The following is a 15,192-nucleotide window of genomic DNA, read 5'->3' as shown; positions in this document are numbered from 1 at the left end:
GGCTTTTTCATTTTTGAAGCCAGGGATGCAGCGCTTCCATGGCGCGGCGGGTGCCGCCTGAGTGCTCTGCCAGGAAGGCTGTGATCTGATCGGGCGTAGGTCCTGCCCAGCCCTCAGCGCTGAAGGCACGCAGCACCTGTTCGGGGCCGACCTGCAGGCAGACGCCGGCGCGGATCGCCTCAACGGCCGGATATTCGATGGTGGAGATATCGGGGCCGACGACCACGGGTTTACCCAAGGCCAGCGGCTCAATGATGTTGTGCGAGCCTTTGGGGGTGAAGCCGCCGCCCACCAGCACACGATCCGTCATCGAGAGGTAGAAATACATCTCGCCGATGCTGTCCCCCAGCAGCAGATCGATGTCTGCCGGGGCTTTCAGGGTCAGATCTTTGTCGAAAAGCTCTGAGCGACGGGCGAAATTGACGCCCATTTTCGTCAGCGCCTCTGCCACCGGGGCAAAACGCTCAGGCGCGCGCGGCACCAGCACGATCAGCGGGCGCGGCGTCAGTTCCGTCAGCGCCCGCGCGATGGCTGAGAGGATCAGCTCCTCCTCGCCCTCAACGATTGAGGCGAGACCAATCACCGGACGCCCCCTGACCAGCGCCGCAAGCGCCGCTGCGCCTTTTTCCAAATGCGCGGGCGGGATCGGCTGATCGAAGCGCAACTCACCGGTCACGAAAATCGGCTCAACCCCCACCTCGCGAAAGCGCTCGCGCTGCAGCTCTGACTTCACCAGCGCCCCGGCAAAGCGGCGCATCACGGCAGGGCGCAGCGGGAAGCCCCGGTCGCGCATCATTGAGTTCAGCGGATAGCCCGCGTTGCACATCAACAGCGGCACACCATGGTCGCGGGCCGACTGCACCATGCGCGGCCAGATCTCAACCTCCATCACAAGGCCGAGTTTGGGGGCGAAAGCCTGAAAAAAGCGTTTAAAACAGCGCTCCAGTTCCAGCGGCACCCAGACCACCTGCACCGCCTCACCGGCGAAAACCTTTTCTGCCTCGCGCCGTCCGGCGGGGGTGAAACAGGTGATCAGCAGATGCTCTCCCGCCTCCAGCATGGCGCGCATCAGCGGCACCGCTGAACGCACTTCTCCAAGGCTGACGGCATGGAACCAGACTGCCCCCTTGCGCGGGTTTTCATAGCGGCCAAACCGCTCTGGCAGGTGCTGCGCGTAAAGCGGGTCCTTCTTCGCCCGTTTGCGCAGATAGCCCCGGATCAGCGGCAGAGAGACGGTCCAGAGTGCGGACCAGAACAGCAAAAACGCCCGCATCATTTCACCAGATCCAGAAGATCGCGCGCCAGCGGCCGCAGACTGCCCCGCGCCGCATGCACGATCTGCGAGGCCCGCGAGCGCTGCGCCGTGTGATCTGCCCGAAGCGCCGCGACCAGGTTCTCTTCCGTCACCGGAAGCGCCGCACCCGAGACATCAAGCTGCGCGAAGTCAGCCGCGAAATTCGCCGTGCGCGGCCCATGCAGGACCGCCGCCCCAAGCGCCAGCGGCTCCCAGGGGTTATGGCCTTCGATTTTGCAGAAGGTGCCCCCGATCAGCGCCACGGGGATCAGACGATACCACAGGCCCAACTCGCCAAAGGTATCGGCAATCCAGACCGCCGCCTGCCCCGGCCCCTCACCTTTTGAGCGCTGCGCCACGGTCAGGCCCATGGCGCGGGCCGCAGCCGAAATCTCACCAGCGCGGTGCGGATCACGCGGCGCGATGACCAGAAGCCGCGACGGATCCTCAGCAAAAAGCTGCGCCTGGGCCTTCAGGGCAAGCGCCTCATCCGTCTCATGCGAAGAGGCCAGCAGCCAGGGGCTGCGCCCCTCAAGCGCGAGCCGGGCGGTCTCCAGCGCGGTTTTATCGGCGGCCAGCGGCGGGGCTGCAGATTTCAGCGAGCCGGTCACCTCCACCTCCCGTGCGCCGAGCTTTTTCAGATTGGCCGCGGTGATCGCATCCTGAGCCGTGATCAGCCGGAAGCGCTTGAGAAGATTGCCGTAAAGGCTTTTCGCCTTTTCGCGGCGCGTGAAGGCCGCATCATTCATCCGCGCATTGACCATGGCCAGCGGTATCCCCGCCCGATCGGCGGCCACGACAGCACCAGGCCAGAGGTCCTGCTCAGCCCAGATCGAGAGGCAGGGTTTCCAGTGGTCAAGAAACTTCGCCAGATACTGCGGCGCATCGACGGGCAGAAACTGGTGGCGGGTGCGGCGCGGCAACTGCCCGCCCATCACTTCCGCCGAAGACCGCGCGGTCGAGGTCACCAGAAACTCCACATCCGGGCGCAGATCGGCCAGCTGCACGATCAGTCCGCGCAGCGCCAGAACTTCGCCCACCCCCACCGCATGCAGCCAGATCACCGGCGCATCCGGGCGGGGCAAAGTGGGTTCACCCAGCTTCTCGCGCCAGCGTGCGCCGTCTTCTTTGCCCTTCGCCAGACGACGGGTCAGAAGCTTCGGCGCGATCAGCGGCAGAAGGCGCGAGGCCGCAAGATAGGCCGCAAGCTGCAGGCTCATACTGAGTGGTCCTCAAAGGCCTTTTGCAGCGAACGGGTCCAGAACTCCGGATCATTCAGCACTTTCAGGAACTGATCCGAGGCCAGCCCCTCACCAAAGCCCGCATCGCGGCCGTGGTTTCTGCCCCATTCATTGGTCAGAAACCCAAGGATGGTCCCGCGGTCAGAGGCTTTCACCGAAGTCACCGACCCGGCTTCCGAGCGGTTTGACTGCCGCGTGCCGACATCAAGCGAGGGCAGCCCCAAGAAGGGCGCTTCGCGCACCCCGGCAGAGCTGTTTCCGACCATGCAGGCTGCGTTTTTCATCAGTTCCGAGAAATGCGCAAAACGCATGGAGGGCAGCACCCGGAAACGCTCTTCCGGCAGATCCTTCAGCACCCGGAAAATCCCGTCAGAGCCGGGATCGTTGTTCGGCGCAATCACCACGAAATTGCGCCGCGAGTCGACCAGGGCGCCGAAAAGCGCCTCCGCCTGTGCCCCCATGGTGGCCTGCTCAGAGGTCACCGGATGGAAGATCGCAATGCCGAACTCCTCAAAGGGAATGGCATACCGCGCCTTCACCTCCGCGAGCGTCACCCCTGAAGGGCGGGCGTGGAAATCCAGTTCGGGTGAGCCGATGACATGGATCACATCCTCCGGCTCGCCCAGCGACATCACCCGCCGCTTCGCCAGCTCGGACGATACGAAGTGATGGGTGCAAAGCTTGGTGCAGCAGTGGCGGAAGACCTCATCAATGGTGCCCGAGACCTCACCGCCTTCAATATGCGCCGAGCGGATGTAATTGGTGGCCGAGACCATGGCGCCCGCCACCGCCTCAATCCGGTCGCCATGAATGACGATCAGATCGGGGCGATGTTCAGCGATGTAATCGGAAAATCCGATCACCGTTTTCGCCAGGATGACATCCTGCGGATCGCCGGGCCGCTGGTTCAGAAAACCGTGGCTTTTGACGCCCGGCATCCGCTCCACTTCCAGCCGAGTCAGGCCGTAGCGCTCCATCATATGCATGCCGGTGACAAAGAAGCTGACCTCATGGCCCGCATCACGCGCCGCCGCCGCCAGCGGCTCCAGTTTGCCGAAATCAGCCCGGGTGCCGGTGAGAAAGAGGATTTTACGGGTCAAAGAGTACGCTCCGCATTGGCGGGAGGATTGCGCTCATAGGTTTCAACCATTGCTCTGAACTCCGACAGAAGTTCAGGCGGTGGCGGCGCGATCAGCCCGTTGTCGATGCCACGAAGAATTTGCATGCGCATCCGGTGGAAAAAGGCCTGCGAGTTTTTCTTCACATAGGCTGTTCCGAAAAGACGATCCGCCGCAAGCGGGAAGCCCACATTGAAAGGCCGACGCAGAGCAACGGTTCTCACATGGGCCAGCGCCTTCACACGCCAGTCAGACGATCCGTCATAAGAGGCCAGGAGCGCCGCACCGTCGCGGGCATAGGTTTCATCGGCATAGGCAGCGTAATCGAGGGCGAGACGCAGATCCTCGACAGCTGCCGCTTCCATTGCTTCCAGAAATTCCTGCCGACGGATCATGCCCTTCAGGCGCAGGCCGCGCTCCATCAGATATGACGAGAAGCCCACCTCACCATGTTTGATGGTATAAGATTTGTCGCTCGACATCCGATAGCTCTGCCAGAACGCCTGAAACGGCTCGCTGTGGATTGCCTCTCCGGAAAAGAGGAAGAAATAGGACTCGAGCTGGCGGGTCTCAAAGCTCTCAGCACCGCTGGCATCGCGCCGCAGTTTCTGGTCCTGGTTGAGACCCACAGCATCAAGCCCCTCCGCCTCCAGCATCGCTTCCAGCTGCGACAGCGGATCGCCCTGAAAAGGGAACCAGACGCTGTCGTTCATGATGATCAGCCGCTCGGCAGTCACACCTTCGCGGCTCAGAATGCGCAACCCGTCGCGGTAGCCGCCAAAGTCATAACCAAAATTCGGCCTCTCAAGCACGCGCCAGCAGAGCGACGTCAGCCGCGCAAGATCGCCCTCAGGCAGCGGAGTGTTCAGAACCGCCAGCACTGCATAGCCGTGGCGGGTCAGGTAACCTATGGTGTGAAGGACCGAGGGCGGAAGGCCGCCGGGCTGGTAAATGACCAGAAGAGCCACCTTCGGGCCGATCGGCGCTGCCCCCGGAATCAAACGGATGGCCTGATCAAAACCCGCTTCATACTCAGCCAGCGTCTTATCATGGCGCAGTACTGCCGGCAGGTTCTGCAGACGGCGCGGCAGATCCTGCAGCTGAAAAGCCAGACGCTTCAGCTCGCGCTTCACTTTCCAAAAGGGCAGAGCCATGACGTTCAGATCCGCTTCAGCAGTTTGAGTTTCAGCATCATGGCCAGCCTGCGCCCGTAATTCCCACCACGCATGGCATAATTGCGCCAGCGCTTATGCTTTGGCGGCTTTTTCACCGCCTCGAAGTTGCGCCCGTTGATGGTGCTGACGCCGCCGTCATCGACATGGCTGGGAAAGGGTTCAAGCCCAAGCAAACGGAAATCATGCGCCCACCAACGCGTCGCCTCATAATCAACCGGAAGCCGGATCGGCAGTACACGGCCCACCAGCTTCTGCGCCAGATCGCGGGTGATCAGATAAGCACCAAAGCCCGTCGCCGGACCAATATAGAGGTTGAAGTCATACCCCTCAGCGCGGAACTGAGTCACCGGCACCTTCGCGCGGATCTTGTTCAGCTTCAGCATATCCCAGCGCGGCTGCTGCGACAAAGCCACCTCAAGGGCGGATTTGAAATCGTCATGGAAGACCACATCATCCTCCATGACCAGCGCCACTTCGGCGTCAGAGGCAAGAAAGGCCTCCCAGACGCGCAGATGCGACAGGAACACACCGATCTCGCCGGGCAGAATCTCACGCCCCATCTGACGCCGGAAGGCGGACGCATCAACGAAGCGCCCGGCCAGTGACGCGTCAGCCCGGCCATCAACGCCCGAAAACCGCGTGACCGCAAAAGGCAGATTGAGCGCGGCAAGCTGCGCCTCCATCGCATCGCGGCGGTCTGTCGAGCGGTCGAGGTTGATATACCAGGCGGCCAGCCGCGTCAGGTCTTTGCTCACGCCAGATCCGCCCACTTCAGCTGGGTGTTACGGGTCACCGCGCGGGTCAGGCGCTTCCCCACCACCAGGTCAAACTCAAAGGCCGGGATTTCGCCCGAGCCGGGGCGGCGCGCCCAGATATCGGCCTCGGTGATGACATGGCCTTCGGGCAGGTCCTTATCAGCCACGACCGAGCCACGGGCGAAGCGGTAGACGTCTTCTTCCGGCGCGGTGCGTTGCTTGGGGTTATTGGCCGCGATCCAGATCTCTTTCGAGCGGTCCACGAGGTGGCGCAGTTCCGAGGGGTCCATCGAATTGATGATATCGGGGCCCTTGCGGTAGCGGGTGTCGGTGTAGTGACGCTCCAGAATGCAGGCGCCCAGCGCCACCGAAGCCAGCGCCATCTCCGGCCCGATCGAATGGTCCGAGAAGCCCACAACCGCATTGGGGAAAGCCTCTTTCAGATCGGTCACGCCTTTCAGCGAAACGATTTCCGGCGGCGAGGGGTAAAGATTGGTGCATTCGAGCAGCGCATAGTCAACGCCCGCATCTTCCAGGATCTGCACAGAGGCGCGGACCGAGTCGATGGTCTGCATGCCGGTCGACAGGATCACCGGTTTGCCCTTGCGTGCGATGTGGCGGATGAGCGGCAGGTTATCCGCCTCACCCGAGCCGATCTTATAGGCCGGAACGTCAAGGGTTTCGAGGAAGTCACAGGCCGCGCGCGAAAACGGCGTCGAGATCCAGATCATCCCCAGCTCTTCGCAATACCGCTTCAGCTCAGCCTCATCTTCGAGGCTCAGCGCGCAGCCCGCCATCACATCCCAGATCGAGACATCGGCATTCGGCGGGAAGATCGACTTCGCCTCATCCGTCATCTCATCTTCGATGATATGGGTCTGATGCTTGATCATCTCACAGCCGGCCAGCGCGGCCAGACGGGCCATCTCTTTGGCGACCGAAAGATCACCGCCGTGGTTGATGCCGATCTCGGCAATGACGAGCGGCGGAAAGTCCGGGCCGATGCCGCGGCCTGCGATGGTGATATTGCGGGGCATTTCACTCTCCCGGAGCCTGTGAACCTGTCGGATTTCTGCTGCCCCATGACGCCCTGGCTGTCAAGAAGACCCCCTGCCCCTTCCCCTGCGCAGGCGGAAACCCGATATAAGGAAAACAGCCGACCCTCGCCTCCGGCTCCCGCCTGAGGTAGATCAAAGGGAAACGGGCTGCGCTCAGAAAGGATCAGAACATGTCGGGAACCGATCCGGAAACGGCCTCGCGCGGTGTCGCGCAGCGCGTGCTGCGGGTGGAAGCCGCAGCGCTGGAGCGGCTGGCAGCAGAGCTGCCGGGCGATTTCGCCGCTGCCGTGCAGACGATCCTGAACGCAAAAGGCCGGCTCATCGTCTCGGGCATGGGGAAATCGGGCCATATCGGCAAGAAGATCGCGGCCACCCTCGCCTCGACCGGGACGCCCTCGTTCTTTGTGCACCCCGCCGAGGCGAGCCACGGCGACCTGGGCATGGTGACGCCCGATGATCTTTGCCTGATGATCTCAAACTCAGGGGAAACCTCTGAGCTGGGCGATCTGATTGCGCATTGTAAGCGGTTCTCCATCCCGATCATCGGGATCAGCCGGGTTGCAGGCAGCACACTGATGACGGCTGCCACCCTGCGCCTTCTGCTGCCTGACGCACCCGAGGCCTGCTCTATCGGCATGGCCCCCACCACTTCGACCACGCTGACCCTGGCGCTTGGCGATGCGCTGGCCGTGGCGCTGATGGAGGCGCGTGCCTTCCGGCCCGATCAGTTCCGCACCTATCACCCGGGCGGCAAACTCGGCGCGCGTCTGGCCACGGTGGCGCAGCTGATGCACCGCGAAGAGCCGCTGCCGCTGGTCACAAAAGCCACCCCCATGCAGGAGGTGATCCTGGAGATGACGGCGCGGGGCTACGGCATTGCGGGCGTTCTGGATGAGGCGGGGCGGCTGTGCGGCGTCATCTCTGACGGCGACCTGCGGCGCAATATCACGGGGCTTTTTGATCTCAGCGCCGGTGAAGTGGCCACCAGAAGCCCGGTCACCGTCAGCCCCGGCCAGCTTGCGGCGGAAGCGCTGGCGGTGATGAATGCCCGCAAGATCACCGCGCTTTTTGCCACCGATGCGGATGCAAAACCGCTCGGCATCCTCCATATCCATGACTGCCTGCGCGCAGGCGTTGCGTGAGCCCTGACAGGAAACACCCATGACCCAAGAGATCGTCCGGATCCGCGATATCGCCATCGGCGGACAAAACCCCATCGCGCTGATCACCGGCCCCTGCCAGCTGGAAAGCCATGAGCACGCCCGCATGATGTGCGAGCGGATCCTGGAAGCCTGCGCCCCCACCGGCACGAAGTTCATCTTCAAGGCGAGCTACGACAAGGCCAACCGCTCTTCCATCAAAACCCAGCGCGGTCTGGGGATGGAAAAGGGCCTCGAGATCCTTGCGCGCATCCGCGATGAGTTCGGCGTGCCGGTGCTGACCGATGTGCATGAGCCCTCGCATTGCGCCCCGGCGGCAGAGGTTTGCGAAGTGCTGCAGATCCCGGCCTTTCTCTGCCGTCAGACCGATCTTCTGCTGGCCGCAGGCGAGACCGGCCGCGCGATCAATATCAAAAAGGGCCAGTTCCTTGCGCCCTGGGATATGAAGAACGTGGCGGAAAAGGTCGAAAGCACCGGCAACCGCAATATCATGCTTTGCGAGCGCGGGACTTCGTTTGGCTATAACACGCTTGTCACCGATTTCCGTGGCCTGCCGACCATGGCCGCGACCGGCTGGCCGGTGGTCTTTGACGCCACCCATTCGGTGCAGCAACCCGGCGGGCTTGGCGGCTCATCGGGCGGGCAGCGCGAATTTGCGCCTGTTCTGGCGCGGGCGGCCTGTGCGGTAGGTGTTTCGGCCCTCTTTATTGAGACCCACGAGGATCCGGATAATGCGCCCTCGGACGGGCCGAATATGATCCCGATTGAGCAGATGGGCGCTCTGATTGCTAATCTGCGCGCCTTTGACGCCCTGGCGAAGGGGATCTGAGCCATGTCTGATATCGCGATCATCATTCCCGCCCGCTATGCCTCAACCCGTTATCCGGCGAAGCCGCTGGCAACCCTGAAGGGGGCGTCAGGGGTGTCGCGGACGCTTTTGGAACGCTCGGTCATGGCCGGGCGTAAGGCGGTTGCGGATTTCGGCGGCGATGTTGCCCTTTATGTGGCAACGGACGACCATCGCATCGCCGATGAGGCCAAGCGGATCGGCGCTGAAGTCATCATGACCTCTGAAAGCTGCCGCAACGGGACCGAGCGGGTTTCTGAGGCGCTGAAGAACGCAGGCATCGCCCCGAAGATTGTGGTAAACCTGCAGGGCGATGCGCCGCTGACCCCGCCGCATTTCGTCACCGCGCTGATCCGCACCATGATCGACGAGCCGGAATGCCAGATGGCGACCCCGGTGCTGCGCTGTGACGCCGAGGCCGTGCAGAATTTCATCAATGACCGTGCCAATGGCCGCGTGGGTGCGACCACGGTGGTCTCGAACCGGGTGGGCCAGGCGCTTTACTTCTCGAAAGAGGTCATTCCCTTCACCAATGGCAAAGGCGTGGTGAACGGCGAGGTGCCGGTTTTTCATCACGTCGGGCTTTACGCCTATCGCCCGGAAGCGCTGGCGGCCTATATGGCCTGGGAGCCGGGGCCGCTCGAGACCCTTGAGGGGCTGGAGCAGCTGCGCTTCCTGGAAAACGGCCATCCGATCCGCACGGTTGAGGTTTCGGCCCCTGGAGCGGCGTTCTGGGAACTGAACAACCCCTCCGATGTGCCGCTGATTGAGAGCTATCTGGCGCGGATGGGAATGGAGTGATCCCCGCGCTCTGCGCAGGTCAGATCGCCGGATTCCTTTATTGAACCGCGACGCGCTCCGGGGTCTGAAAGGCCCCGGAGCGTTTCACTTTCGGGAGGATCTGATGAGCGACTGGCTGGGACTGGCGGGAAAGACCGTGGCTGTCACCGGAGCATTGGGCGGCCTTGGCCGTGCCATCACGCGGGCGTTTCTGGAGGCGGGCTGTCAGGTTCTGCTGATCGACCGCGCGCCTGCCGATGAAACGGCTGCCATGGCGGAATTTGCCGGGCTGAAGGTGCGCTTTGCTGCCGCGGATGTCAGCGACCGGGTCTCGTTGGAAACGGCTTTTGCCCTTGGGCGCGAGGCGTTTGGCGCGGTGGATCTGCTGGTCAATAACGCGGCCATGTCGAACCCTGCGCCGCTGAAGGCGCTGGAGCCTGCAGCCTTTGAGCGGCAGATGCAGGTCAATGTCGGCGGCTATCTGCTCTGTGCGCAGGTCTATCTGGCGCAGCGACCGGAAGGCGCGGGCTCGATCGTGAATATCGCCTCAATCGCCGGGCGCAATGCGCAACTCAATTCGGGCGGCTATGCCACCGGGAAGGCTGCGATCCTGATGCTGAGCCAGCAGATGGCGTTGGAATGGGGGCCGGAGGGCGTGCGGGTGAACTCGGTGAGCCCCGGGCTTTTTGTGACGCCGCTCACGAAGCATTTTTATCAAGATCCGGCAGACCGCAAACGCCGCGAAGACGTGGTGCCGCTGCGCCGGGTGGGCGATCCGAAAGATCTGGCCGATGCGGTGGTTTATCTCTCCTCCGCCCGGGCGGCCTATGTGAACGGGGCTGAGATCATCGTGGACGGCGGCTTTTCGCAGACGCTGATGAGCCATATCCCGCGCCCCTACCACAAAGGGTGAGCCTGGCGGCAGGCGCCGGGGGCTGACGGCCCCCGGACCCCCGTGAGTATTTTTGAAAAAGCCAAAGCCGCAGGCGGGATCTGCGGCTTTTGTTTGTCTGAGACGCGGACAGCACAAAGCCGCGCCGGGGAGGGCGCGGCTTTGCGGAGGTCTGCCGGGATCAGTCGAGTTTCAGGCCCCGGGCCTCGATGACGGCGCCGAACTGCTCTTTGTCAGCGGCAAGCTGGTCGTCCATGACGGAGGGCGCGCCGCCGACTTTGAACTGGCCGATTTTGTCGAGGAACTCGAGGGTCGAGGGCTGCTCGAGCACCTTGTCGAGGGCGGCGTTGATCTGGGTGACCAGCGCGTCATCCATGCCTTTGGGGGCGAAGATGCCGGTCCAGAAGGAGGTGGTGATCTGCGGATAGCCCAGCTCTTTGAAGGTCGGCACATCCGAGAGACGCTCCATGCGCTCATCGCGGGCGAGAGCGAGCATCTTCATGGTGCCGGCCTGGATCTGGCCGAGCACGCCGAGCGGCGAGGAGACGGTGAAATCGACCTGGCCGCCGAGGATGTCGCGGACCTCTTCCGAGGTGGCTTTGTAGGAGACTTCGGTCAGTTTGAAGCCAAATTCCTGCTGCAGGATCGCGCCGAAGACCTGGCTGAGCGAGCCGGGGCCGAAGGTGCCGAAGCGCAGGGGTTTCTCGCTCGATTTTGCGCGGGCCACAAACTCTTCGAAAGTGTTGAGGCCCGAAGAGGTCGGCACGGTGACGGCCAGCGGGCCGTTCGAGATATACGAGACCGATTTGAAGTCTTCGAGTTTGAAGGGCACGCTTTTGCGCATCAGCACGTTCAGCGAGAGCGGGCCGGTGCCGCCGACGAAGAGCGTGTTGTTGGGCTGTTTGCTGCCCGCCACATATTGCGCGCCGATGATGCCATTGGCACCCGGCTTGTTGTCGACGAGGAACGAGCGGCCAAGCTCTTTCGAGAGGCCGTCTGCGAGCACGCGCGAAATGCCGTCGATGCCGCTGCCGGCCGAATAGGGCACGATCAGCGTGATCGGATCGTTCGAGGCCAGCGCCATGCGCGAGGTGAGCGGCAGGGCGGCAAGCGCGGAGAGGCCACCCAGGATGGCGCGACGTTGAATATTCATGAGGGATCCTCCCAGATCTCAGTCCGGCGAGGTTATCGGGAGATTTCAAAGCGGTATAGCGACCGGATTGCAGAACAGTCCTGCACCTCAGGTCATAAATCCCGCAGCGTGGAATTATTTCCCGCAAAATCCGGCGCGGAACCACAGGCGTTCCCCTTCAGCACCTGCGACGTGGGGTCACCTGTGGCTGCGGGTTGTGTCTCAGTCACGGAAATTTTTGCGCGGCGCAGGGTGAATTCTGCAGGAAAAAGCGGCAGGAGCGGCAGAGAGACAGGCCCGGGTTGCCCCGGGCCTGTCGGGGACCGAATCTTTATGCTGCTCAGGCCTCAAAGGTCGGCACGATGGCCATTTGCGGCACCGTCACGAGACCTTTGTCGGTGATGCGGATTTCCGGGATCACCGAGAGCGGGATCAGGTTGAAGCCCATATAGGGGATCGCGCAGCCCGCCTCTTCCCAGGCGGCTTTGAGGGCGCGGGTTTCCTCGGCCACCTCATGCACGCGCTTGTCGGACATCAGCCCCGCCACCGGCAGCGCCACGAAGGCTTTGACTTCACCGTCGCGCACCACGGCGATGCCGCCCTGATGTTTCTCAATCTCGGCCACGGCGAGTTGCATATCGGCCTCATTGAGGCCTGCCACGATGATGTTGTGGCTGTCATGGCCGACCGAGGAGGCCACCGCACCGGCCTTCAGGGTGAAGTCATGCAGGAAGCCATGGGCGATATTGCCGTCCGATTTACCGTGACGCTCAATCACGGCGACATGGGTGAGGCTGTGGGCGGCCAGGGTTTCGGCCCAGTCTTTGCCCGGGGTCACCGGCACTTTGCGGTGCGGCAGAGCGATGCCGGGCATCTCAATCCCGATGGCATTGACGGTGACCGGACCTGCGGGCAGCTCAGGCAGCAGTTTGCGGGCGGCGGGCAGTTTCACCGTCTGATAGGCGGCTTTGGGATAGGTATAGCGGCTCTCAAGGCAGTGATCGAGGAGCGGGGTGATTTTGCCGCCCTCGACCATCAGCTCACCGCCGTACCAGGTGTTCTGCACCTTCAGATCGTCGTTGAGCAGAATCACATCAGCGCGGCGGCCGCCGCCGAGTGCGCCGAAGTCGCCGTCCATGCCAAAGCGCGTCGCGCCATGCAGCGAGCCCATGGCCCAGGCGGTGGCGGGGGCCATGCCAAGGCGGATCGCCTCGCGCACGACCCAGTCCTGACCGAAGGTCAGCAGGTCATCGGCGTCGCGGTCATCGGTGCAGACGCAAAAGCGCTTGGGGGAGGCACCGTCTTTGGTGATCGCGCCAATGGCCTCAGCGATCGAGTTCCAGGGGGTGGAAGGATTGCCGCCGCGCAGGAAAACCCAGATGCCGGCATCAGCCATATCATTGGCGATGTCACGGTCGATCGCCTCATGGGTGTCAGTCACGCCGGAGGCCGCATAGCCCGGAATGAACTCACGACCATAGACGTGGCCCGAGACCGGGCGGCCACGCTTCAGGCTTTCGGCGATGATGGCATGGCTGCGCGGATCGCCCATGACGACCGGCACGAAATCCATCTTCTCGCCAAGGGCCACGGCCTCGGGCCAGGCATCAAAGAGCGCGCCGATTTTCTCGGGCGTCAGATCGCCGCCTGCGGTTTCCAGCTCGGGTGAGGTGGCGGGGACGGTCGAGGGCACGGTCAGGAAGATCGACATCGGCGCAAGGCGCGCGTCTTCGAGCATGGCTTCCACACCGGCCACATCCATGACGTTGCCGATCTCATGGCTGTCGCAGAAGATCGTGGTGGTGCCGTTCAGCAGCGCGCCTTCGGCATAGGCGCAGGCGGTGATCATCGAGCTTTCGATGTGGATATGCGGATCGACAAGACCCGGGGCGAGGATGCCGCCCTTCGCGTCATAGACGGCATTCGGGGCGGGGGCGGCGCGATGCGCGCCGAGCTCTTTCACCGCCGCAATGCGGCCGCCCGAGAGCCAGATCTCTTTGGGGCCGGAAATACGGTCGGTATAGGTCGAAAGGATCCGCGCATCGGTGATGACCAGATCGGCCGCTGCGCGGCCACCGGCCACAGCAGCAAGCTGGCGGGTCATCTGCCAAAGAGGGGCGGTGGAAAAGCGGGTCACGGGACGCGTCATGGCTCTGCTCCGGTTCAGGCAATTACGACGCAGCCATACACCTCAGCGCGGCTTACGGACAGAGCGGGGCCCGGAGAAAATGCCCGAAGGGCCTCTCCTTCGAAAGATCCTCCCTTTGGTCAGAGGCGGAACGACGGAAGAGAGGCCCTTCTGCTGGCAGGCTTGATCTTGCCCGGTTCAGGCTGATCCGCTACCCGGGTGTCACTGTTACATCCCGCAGGAGGCCGCGTGTACCGGATCTGGAATATTATCACGACCTATTCGCTGATGCTGATCGGCGGTGCGGTCATTGCGCTGATCTGGGCCAATACGGCTCATGACAGCTATCACCATCTTGTCCACCTGGTCCTCTGGGACAACGCGCCGATCGGTGCGCCGAATTTCAGCGCTGAGGGGGTAATCACTCATCGCACACTGACCCTGCACTATCTGGTCAATGATCTGCTGATGGCCTTCTTCTTCGCCATTGCGGCCAAAGAGGTCTGGGAGGCGATCATCCTGGACGAGGGTTCGCTGCGCGGCAAAAAGGCCCTGACGCCGCTGATTGCCACGGCGGGCGGCGTATTGGGCCCGGTGGCCGTCTATCTGGCCCTCGCGGCGATGATGGGGGCGGCAACCTTCTCGGCGGTGGCCGGTGGCTGGGCCGTGCCTACGGCGACGGATATCGCCTTTGCCTATCTGGTCGGGCGACTGGTTTTTGGTGCGGGCCATCCGGCAGTGGGCTTCCTGCTGCTCCTGGCCATTGCTGACGATGCGGTGGGTCTGATCATCCTTGCGCTCTTCTACCCCTCTGCCCCGCTGGCACCCGAATGGCTGCTGGTCTCTGCCGGAGCAGCGCTTGCGGTCTTCATGCTGGCCAACTGGCTGCCGCGTCGCCTGGACCGCGGCAACCAGGCGCGTCCCAACTCGACCTGGGTGCGTGAGAAGCTGAGCTTCTGGCCCTATGCCCTGGCCGGGGCCATCAGCTGGTACGCCTTTCAGGAAGCCGGTATTCACCCCGCGCTTGGTCTTTTGCCGGTGGTGGTGACCATCCCCCATGCCGACCGCGGCTTTGGCATCTTCGCAGAAGACGAAGCGCATCAGACCGATCTGCTCAACACCATCGAGCATGGCATCAAAGCCCCCGTGCAGGTGGTTTTGTTCCTCTTCGGGCTGCTCAATGCAGGGGTGGAGTTCTCGGCCATCGGCTCCCCGACCTGGATCGTTCTGCTGGCGCTGGTGATCGGCAAACCGCTGGGGATCACCTTCTTTGGCTGGCTGGCGGCCGTGCCGATGCGTCTCGGCCTGCCTGAGGGGATGCGTCTGAACGATCTGCCGGTTATGGGATTCGTTGCAGCGATCGGCTTCACCGTGGCACTTTTCGTGGCCTCCGTCGCATTCGATGCCGAGGTTATGCTCGGCGATATCCCGGTGCAGGCCGCAGCGAAAATGGGCGCTCTTTTCTCCTTTGGCGCCGCCATTCTGGCCCTGATTGCAGGCCCGATCTTCGGCGTTCAGAAGAAGCACTGAGACGGGCAGGTTTGTCTCAAACGACAAATTTCAAAGGCGCGGCAGCCGGTCTGCCGCGCCTTTTCTTTGACCACTAGCAACG

13 protein-coding genes are annotated in these 15,192 nt (G+C 63.0%); 5 read left to right on the top strand and 8 right to left on the bottom strand.

Annotated elements, in window-relative coordinates; all coding sequences use genetic code 11:
* Window positions 1-7: 7 nt before the first annotated feature.
* Genes EP867_RS14310 through EP867_RS14285 form a run of 6 tightly spaced genes read right to left on the bottom strand, consistent with a single transcriptional unit; the run spans window position 8 to window position 6,620 of the window.
* Window positions 8-1,276 (bottom strand): 3-deoxy-D-manno-octulosonic acid transferase, encoded by a 1,269-nt coding sequence (locus EP867_RS14310; protein WP_128490168.1) that lies wholly within the window; start codon window positions 1,274-1,276, stop codon window positions 8-10.
* Window positions 1,273-2,514 (bottom strand): 3-deoxy-D-manno-octulosonic acid transferase, encoded by a 1,242-nt coding sequence (locus EP867_RS14305; protein WP_128490167.1) that lies wholly within the window; start codon window positions 2,512-2,514, stop codon window positions 1,273-1,275. Before EP867_RS14305 ends, EP867_RS14310 begins: the two co-directional genes overlap by 4 nt.
* Complete coding sequence (gene neuC / locus EP867_RS14300; protein WP_128490166.1) at window positions 2,511-3,635, bottom strand: UDP-N-acetylglucosamine 2-epimerase; 1,125 nt, start codon at window positions 3,633-3,635, stop codon at window positions 2,511-2,513. The genes EP867_RS14305 and neuC overlap by 4 nt, the downstream gene beginning before the upstream one ends.
* On the bottom strand, window positions 3,632-4,807 hold the full coding sequence (locus tag EP867_RS14295; protein ID WP_128490165.1) for a rhamnan synthesis F family protein: 1,176 nt from the start codon (window positions 4,805-4,807) through the stop codon (window positions 3,632-3,634). Before EP867_RS14295 ends, neuC begins: the two co-directional genes overlap by 4 nt.
* A gap of 5 nt (window positions 4,808-4,812) precedes the next feature.
* Window positions 4,813-5,583: a glycosyltransferase family 25 protein gene (locus tag EP867_RS14290; RefSeq protein ID WP_128490164.1), complete on the bottom strand. Its 771-nt coding sequence runs from the start codon at window positions 5,581-5,583 to the stop codon at window positions 4,813-4,815.
* Window positions 5,580-6,620 carry an N-acetylneuraminate synthase family protein gene (locus EP867_RS14285; protein WP_174722335.1) on the bottom strand — a complete coding sequence of 347 codons (1,041 nt, stop codon included), beginning with the start codon at window positions 6,618-6,620 and terminating at the stop codon, window positions 5,580-5,582. Before EP867_RS14285 ends, EP867_RS14290 begins: the two co-directional genes overlap by 4 nt.
* Before the next feature lie 191 nt (window positions 6,621-6,811).
* Between EP867_RS14285 and EP867_RS14280 the strand changes: the two genes are divergently transcribed.
* The 4 genes from EP867_RS14280 (at window position 6,812) to EP867_RS14265 (ending at window position 10,341) form a co-directional block, all read left to right on the top strand.
* Window positions 6,812-7,783, top strand: a complete 972-nt coding sequence (locus EP867_RS14280; RefSeq protein ID WP_128490163.1) for a KpsF/GutQ family sugar-phosphate isomerase — start codon at window positions 6,812-6,814, stop codon at window positions 7,781-7,783.
* A 19-nt stretch (window positions 7,784-7,802) separates the two neighbouring features.
* Window positions 7,803-8,630 carry a 3-deoxy-8-phosphooctulonate synthase gene (gene kdsA / locus EP867_RS14275; protein WP_128490162.1) on the top strand — a complete coding sequence of 276 codons (828 nt, stop codon included), beginning with the start codon at window positions 7,803-7,805 and terminating at the stop codon, window positions 8,628-8,630.
* Window positions 8,631-8,633: 3 nt separating this feature from the next.
* Window positions 8,634-9,449, top strand: a complete 816-nt coding sequence (locus EP867_RS14270; RefSeq protein WP_128490161.1) for a 3-deoxy-manno-octulosonate cytidylyltransferase — start codon at window positions 8,634-8,636, stop codon at window positions 9,447-9,449.
* A gap of 103 nt (window positions 9,450-9,552) precedes the next feature.
* Complete coding sequence (locus EP867_RS14265) at window positions 9,553-10,341, top strand: SDR family NAD(P)-dependent oxidoreductase (RefSeq protein ID WP_128490160.1); 789 nt, start codon at window positions 9,553-9,555, stop codon at window positions 10,339-10,341.
* A gap of 160 nt (window positions 10,342-10,501) precedes the next feature.
* Here the strand turns inward: EP867_RS14265 and EP867_RS14260 are convergent, their stop codons facing one another.
* Together EP867_RS14260 and EP867_RS14255 are read right to left on the bottom strand one after the other, a co-directional pair.
* Window positions 10,502-11,473, bottom strand: a complete 972-nt coding sequence (locus EP867_RS14260) for a Bug family tripartite tricarboxylate transporter substrate binding protein (RefSeq protein WP_128490159.1) — start codon at window positions 11,471-11,473, stop codon at window positions 10,502-10,504.
* Between the two features lie 319 nt (window positions 11,474-11,792).
* Window positions 11,793-13,601 carry an adenine deaminase gene (locus EP867_RS14255; RefSeq protein ID WP_128490158.1) on the bottom strand — a complete coding sequence of 603 codons (1,809 nt, stop codon included), beginning with the start codon at window positions 13,599-13,601 and terminating at the stop codon, window positions 11,793-11,795.
* 228 nt (window positions 13,602-13,829) lie between these two features.
* Between EP867_RS14255 and EP867_RS14250 the strand changes: the two genes are divergently transcribed.
* Window positions 13,830-15,110 carry a Na+/H+ antiporter NhaA gene (locus tag EP867_RS14250; protein WP_128490157.1) on the top strand — a complete coding sequence of 427 codons (1,281 nt, stop codon included), beginning with the start codon at window positions 13,830-13,832 and terminating at the stop codon, window positions 15,108-15,110.
* Window positions 15,111-15,192 lie beyond the last annotated feature (82 nt).

Source organism: Falsigemmobacter intermedius, assembly GCF_004054105.1.
Classification (GTDB): domain Bacteria; phylum Pseudomonadota; class Alphaproteobacteria; order Rhodobacterales; family Rhodobacteraceae; genus Wagnerdoeblera; species Wagnerdoeblera intermedia.
The sequence above is the reverse complement of the archived record's forward strand: the minus strand, read 5'-3'. Positions and strand labels throughout refer to the sequence as shown.

What these genes read in the sequence shown, in the direction of transcription:
- EP867_RS14310 (WP_128490168.1), bottom strand. Translation starts at nt 1,276, where the DNA reads ATGATGCGGGCGTTTTTGCTGTTCTGGTCCGCACTCTGGACCGTCTCT.
- EP867_RS14305 (WP_128490167.1), bottom strand. Translation starts at nt 2,514, where the DNA reads ATGAGCCTGCAGCTTGCGGCCTATCTTGCGGCCTCGCGCCTTCTGCCG.
- EP867_RS14295 (WP_128490165.1), bottom strand. Translation starts at nt 4,807, where the DNA reads ATGGCTCTGCCCTTTTGGAAAGTGAAGCGCGAGCTGAAGCGTCTGGCT.
- EP867_RS14285 (WP_174722335.1), bottom strand. Translation starts at nt 6,620, where the DNA reads ATGCCCCGCAATATCACCATCGCAGGCCGCGGCATCGGCCCGGACTTT.
- EP867_RS14280 (WP_128490163.1), top strand. Translation starts at nt 6,812, where the DNA reads ATGTCGGGAACCGATCCGGAAACGGCCTCGCGCGGTGTCGCGCAGCGC.
- kdsA (WP_128490162.1), top strand. Translation starts at nt 7,803, where the DNA reads ATGACCCAAGAGATCGTCCGGATCCGCGATATCGCCATCGGCGGACAA.
- EP867_RS14270 (WP_128490161.1), top strand. Translation starts at nt 8,634, where the DNA reads ATGTCTGATATCGCGATCATCATTCCCGCCCGCTATGCCTCAACCCGT.
- EP867_RS14265 (WP_128490160.1), top strand. Translation starts at nt 9,553, where the DNA reads ATGAGCGACTGGCTGGGACTGGCGGGAAAGACCGTGGCTGTCACCGGA.
- EP867_RS14260 (WP_128490159.1), bottom strand. Translation starts at nt 11,473, where the DNA reads ATGAATATTCAACGTCGCGCCATCCTGGGTGGCCTCTCCGCGCTTGCC.
- EP867_RS14255 (WP_128490158.1), bottom strand. Translation starts at nt 13,601, where the DNA reads ATGACGCGTCCCGTGACCCGCTTTTCCACCGCCCCTCTTTGGCAGATG.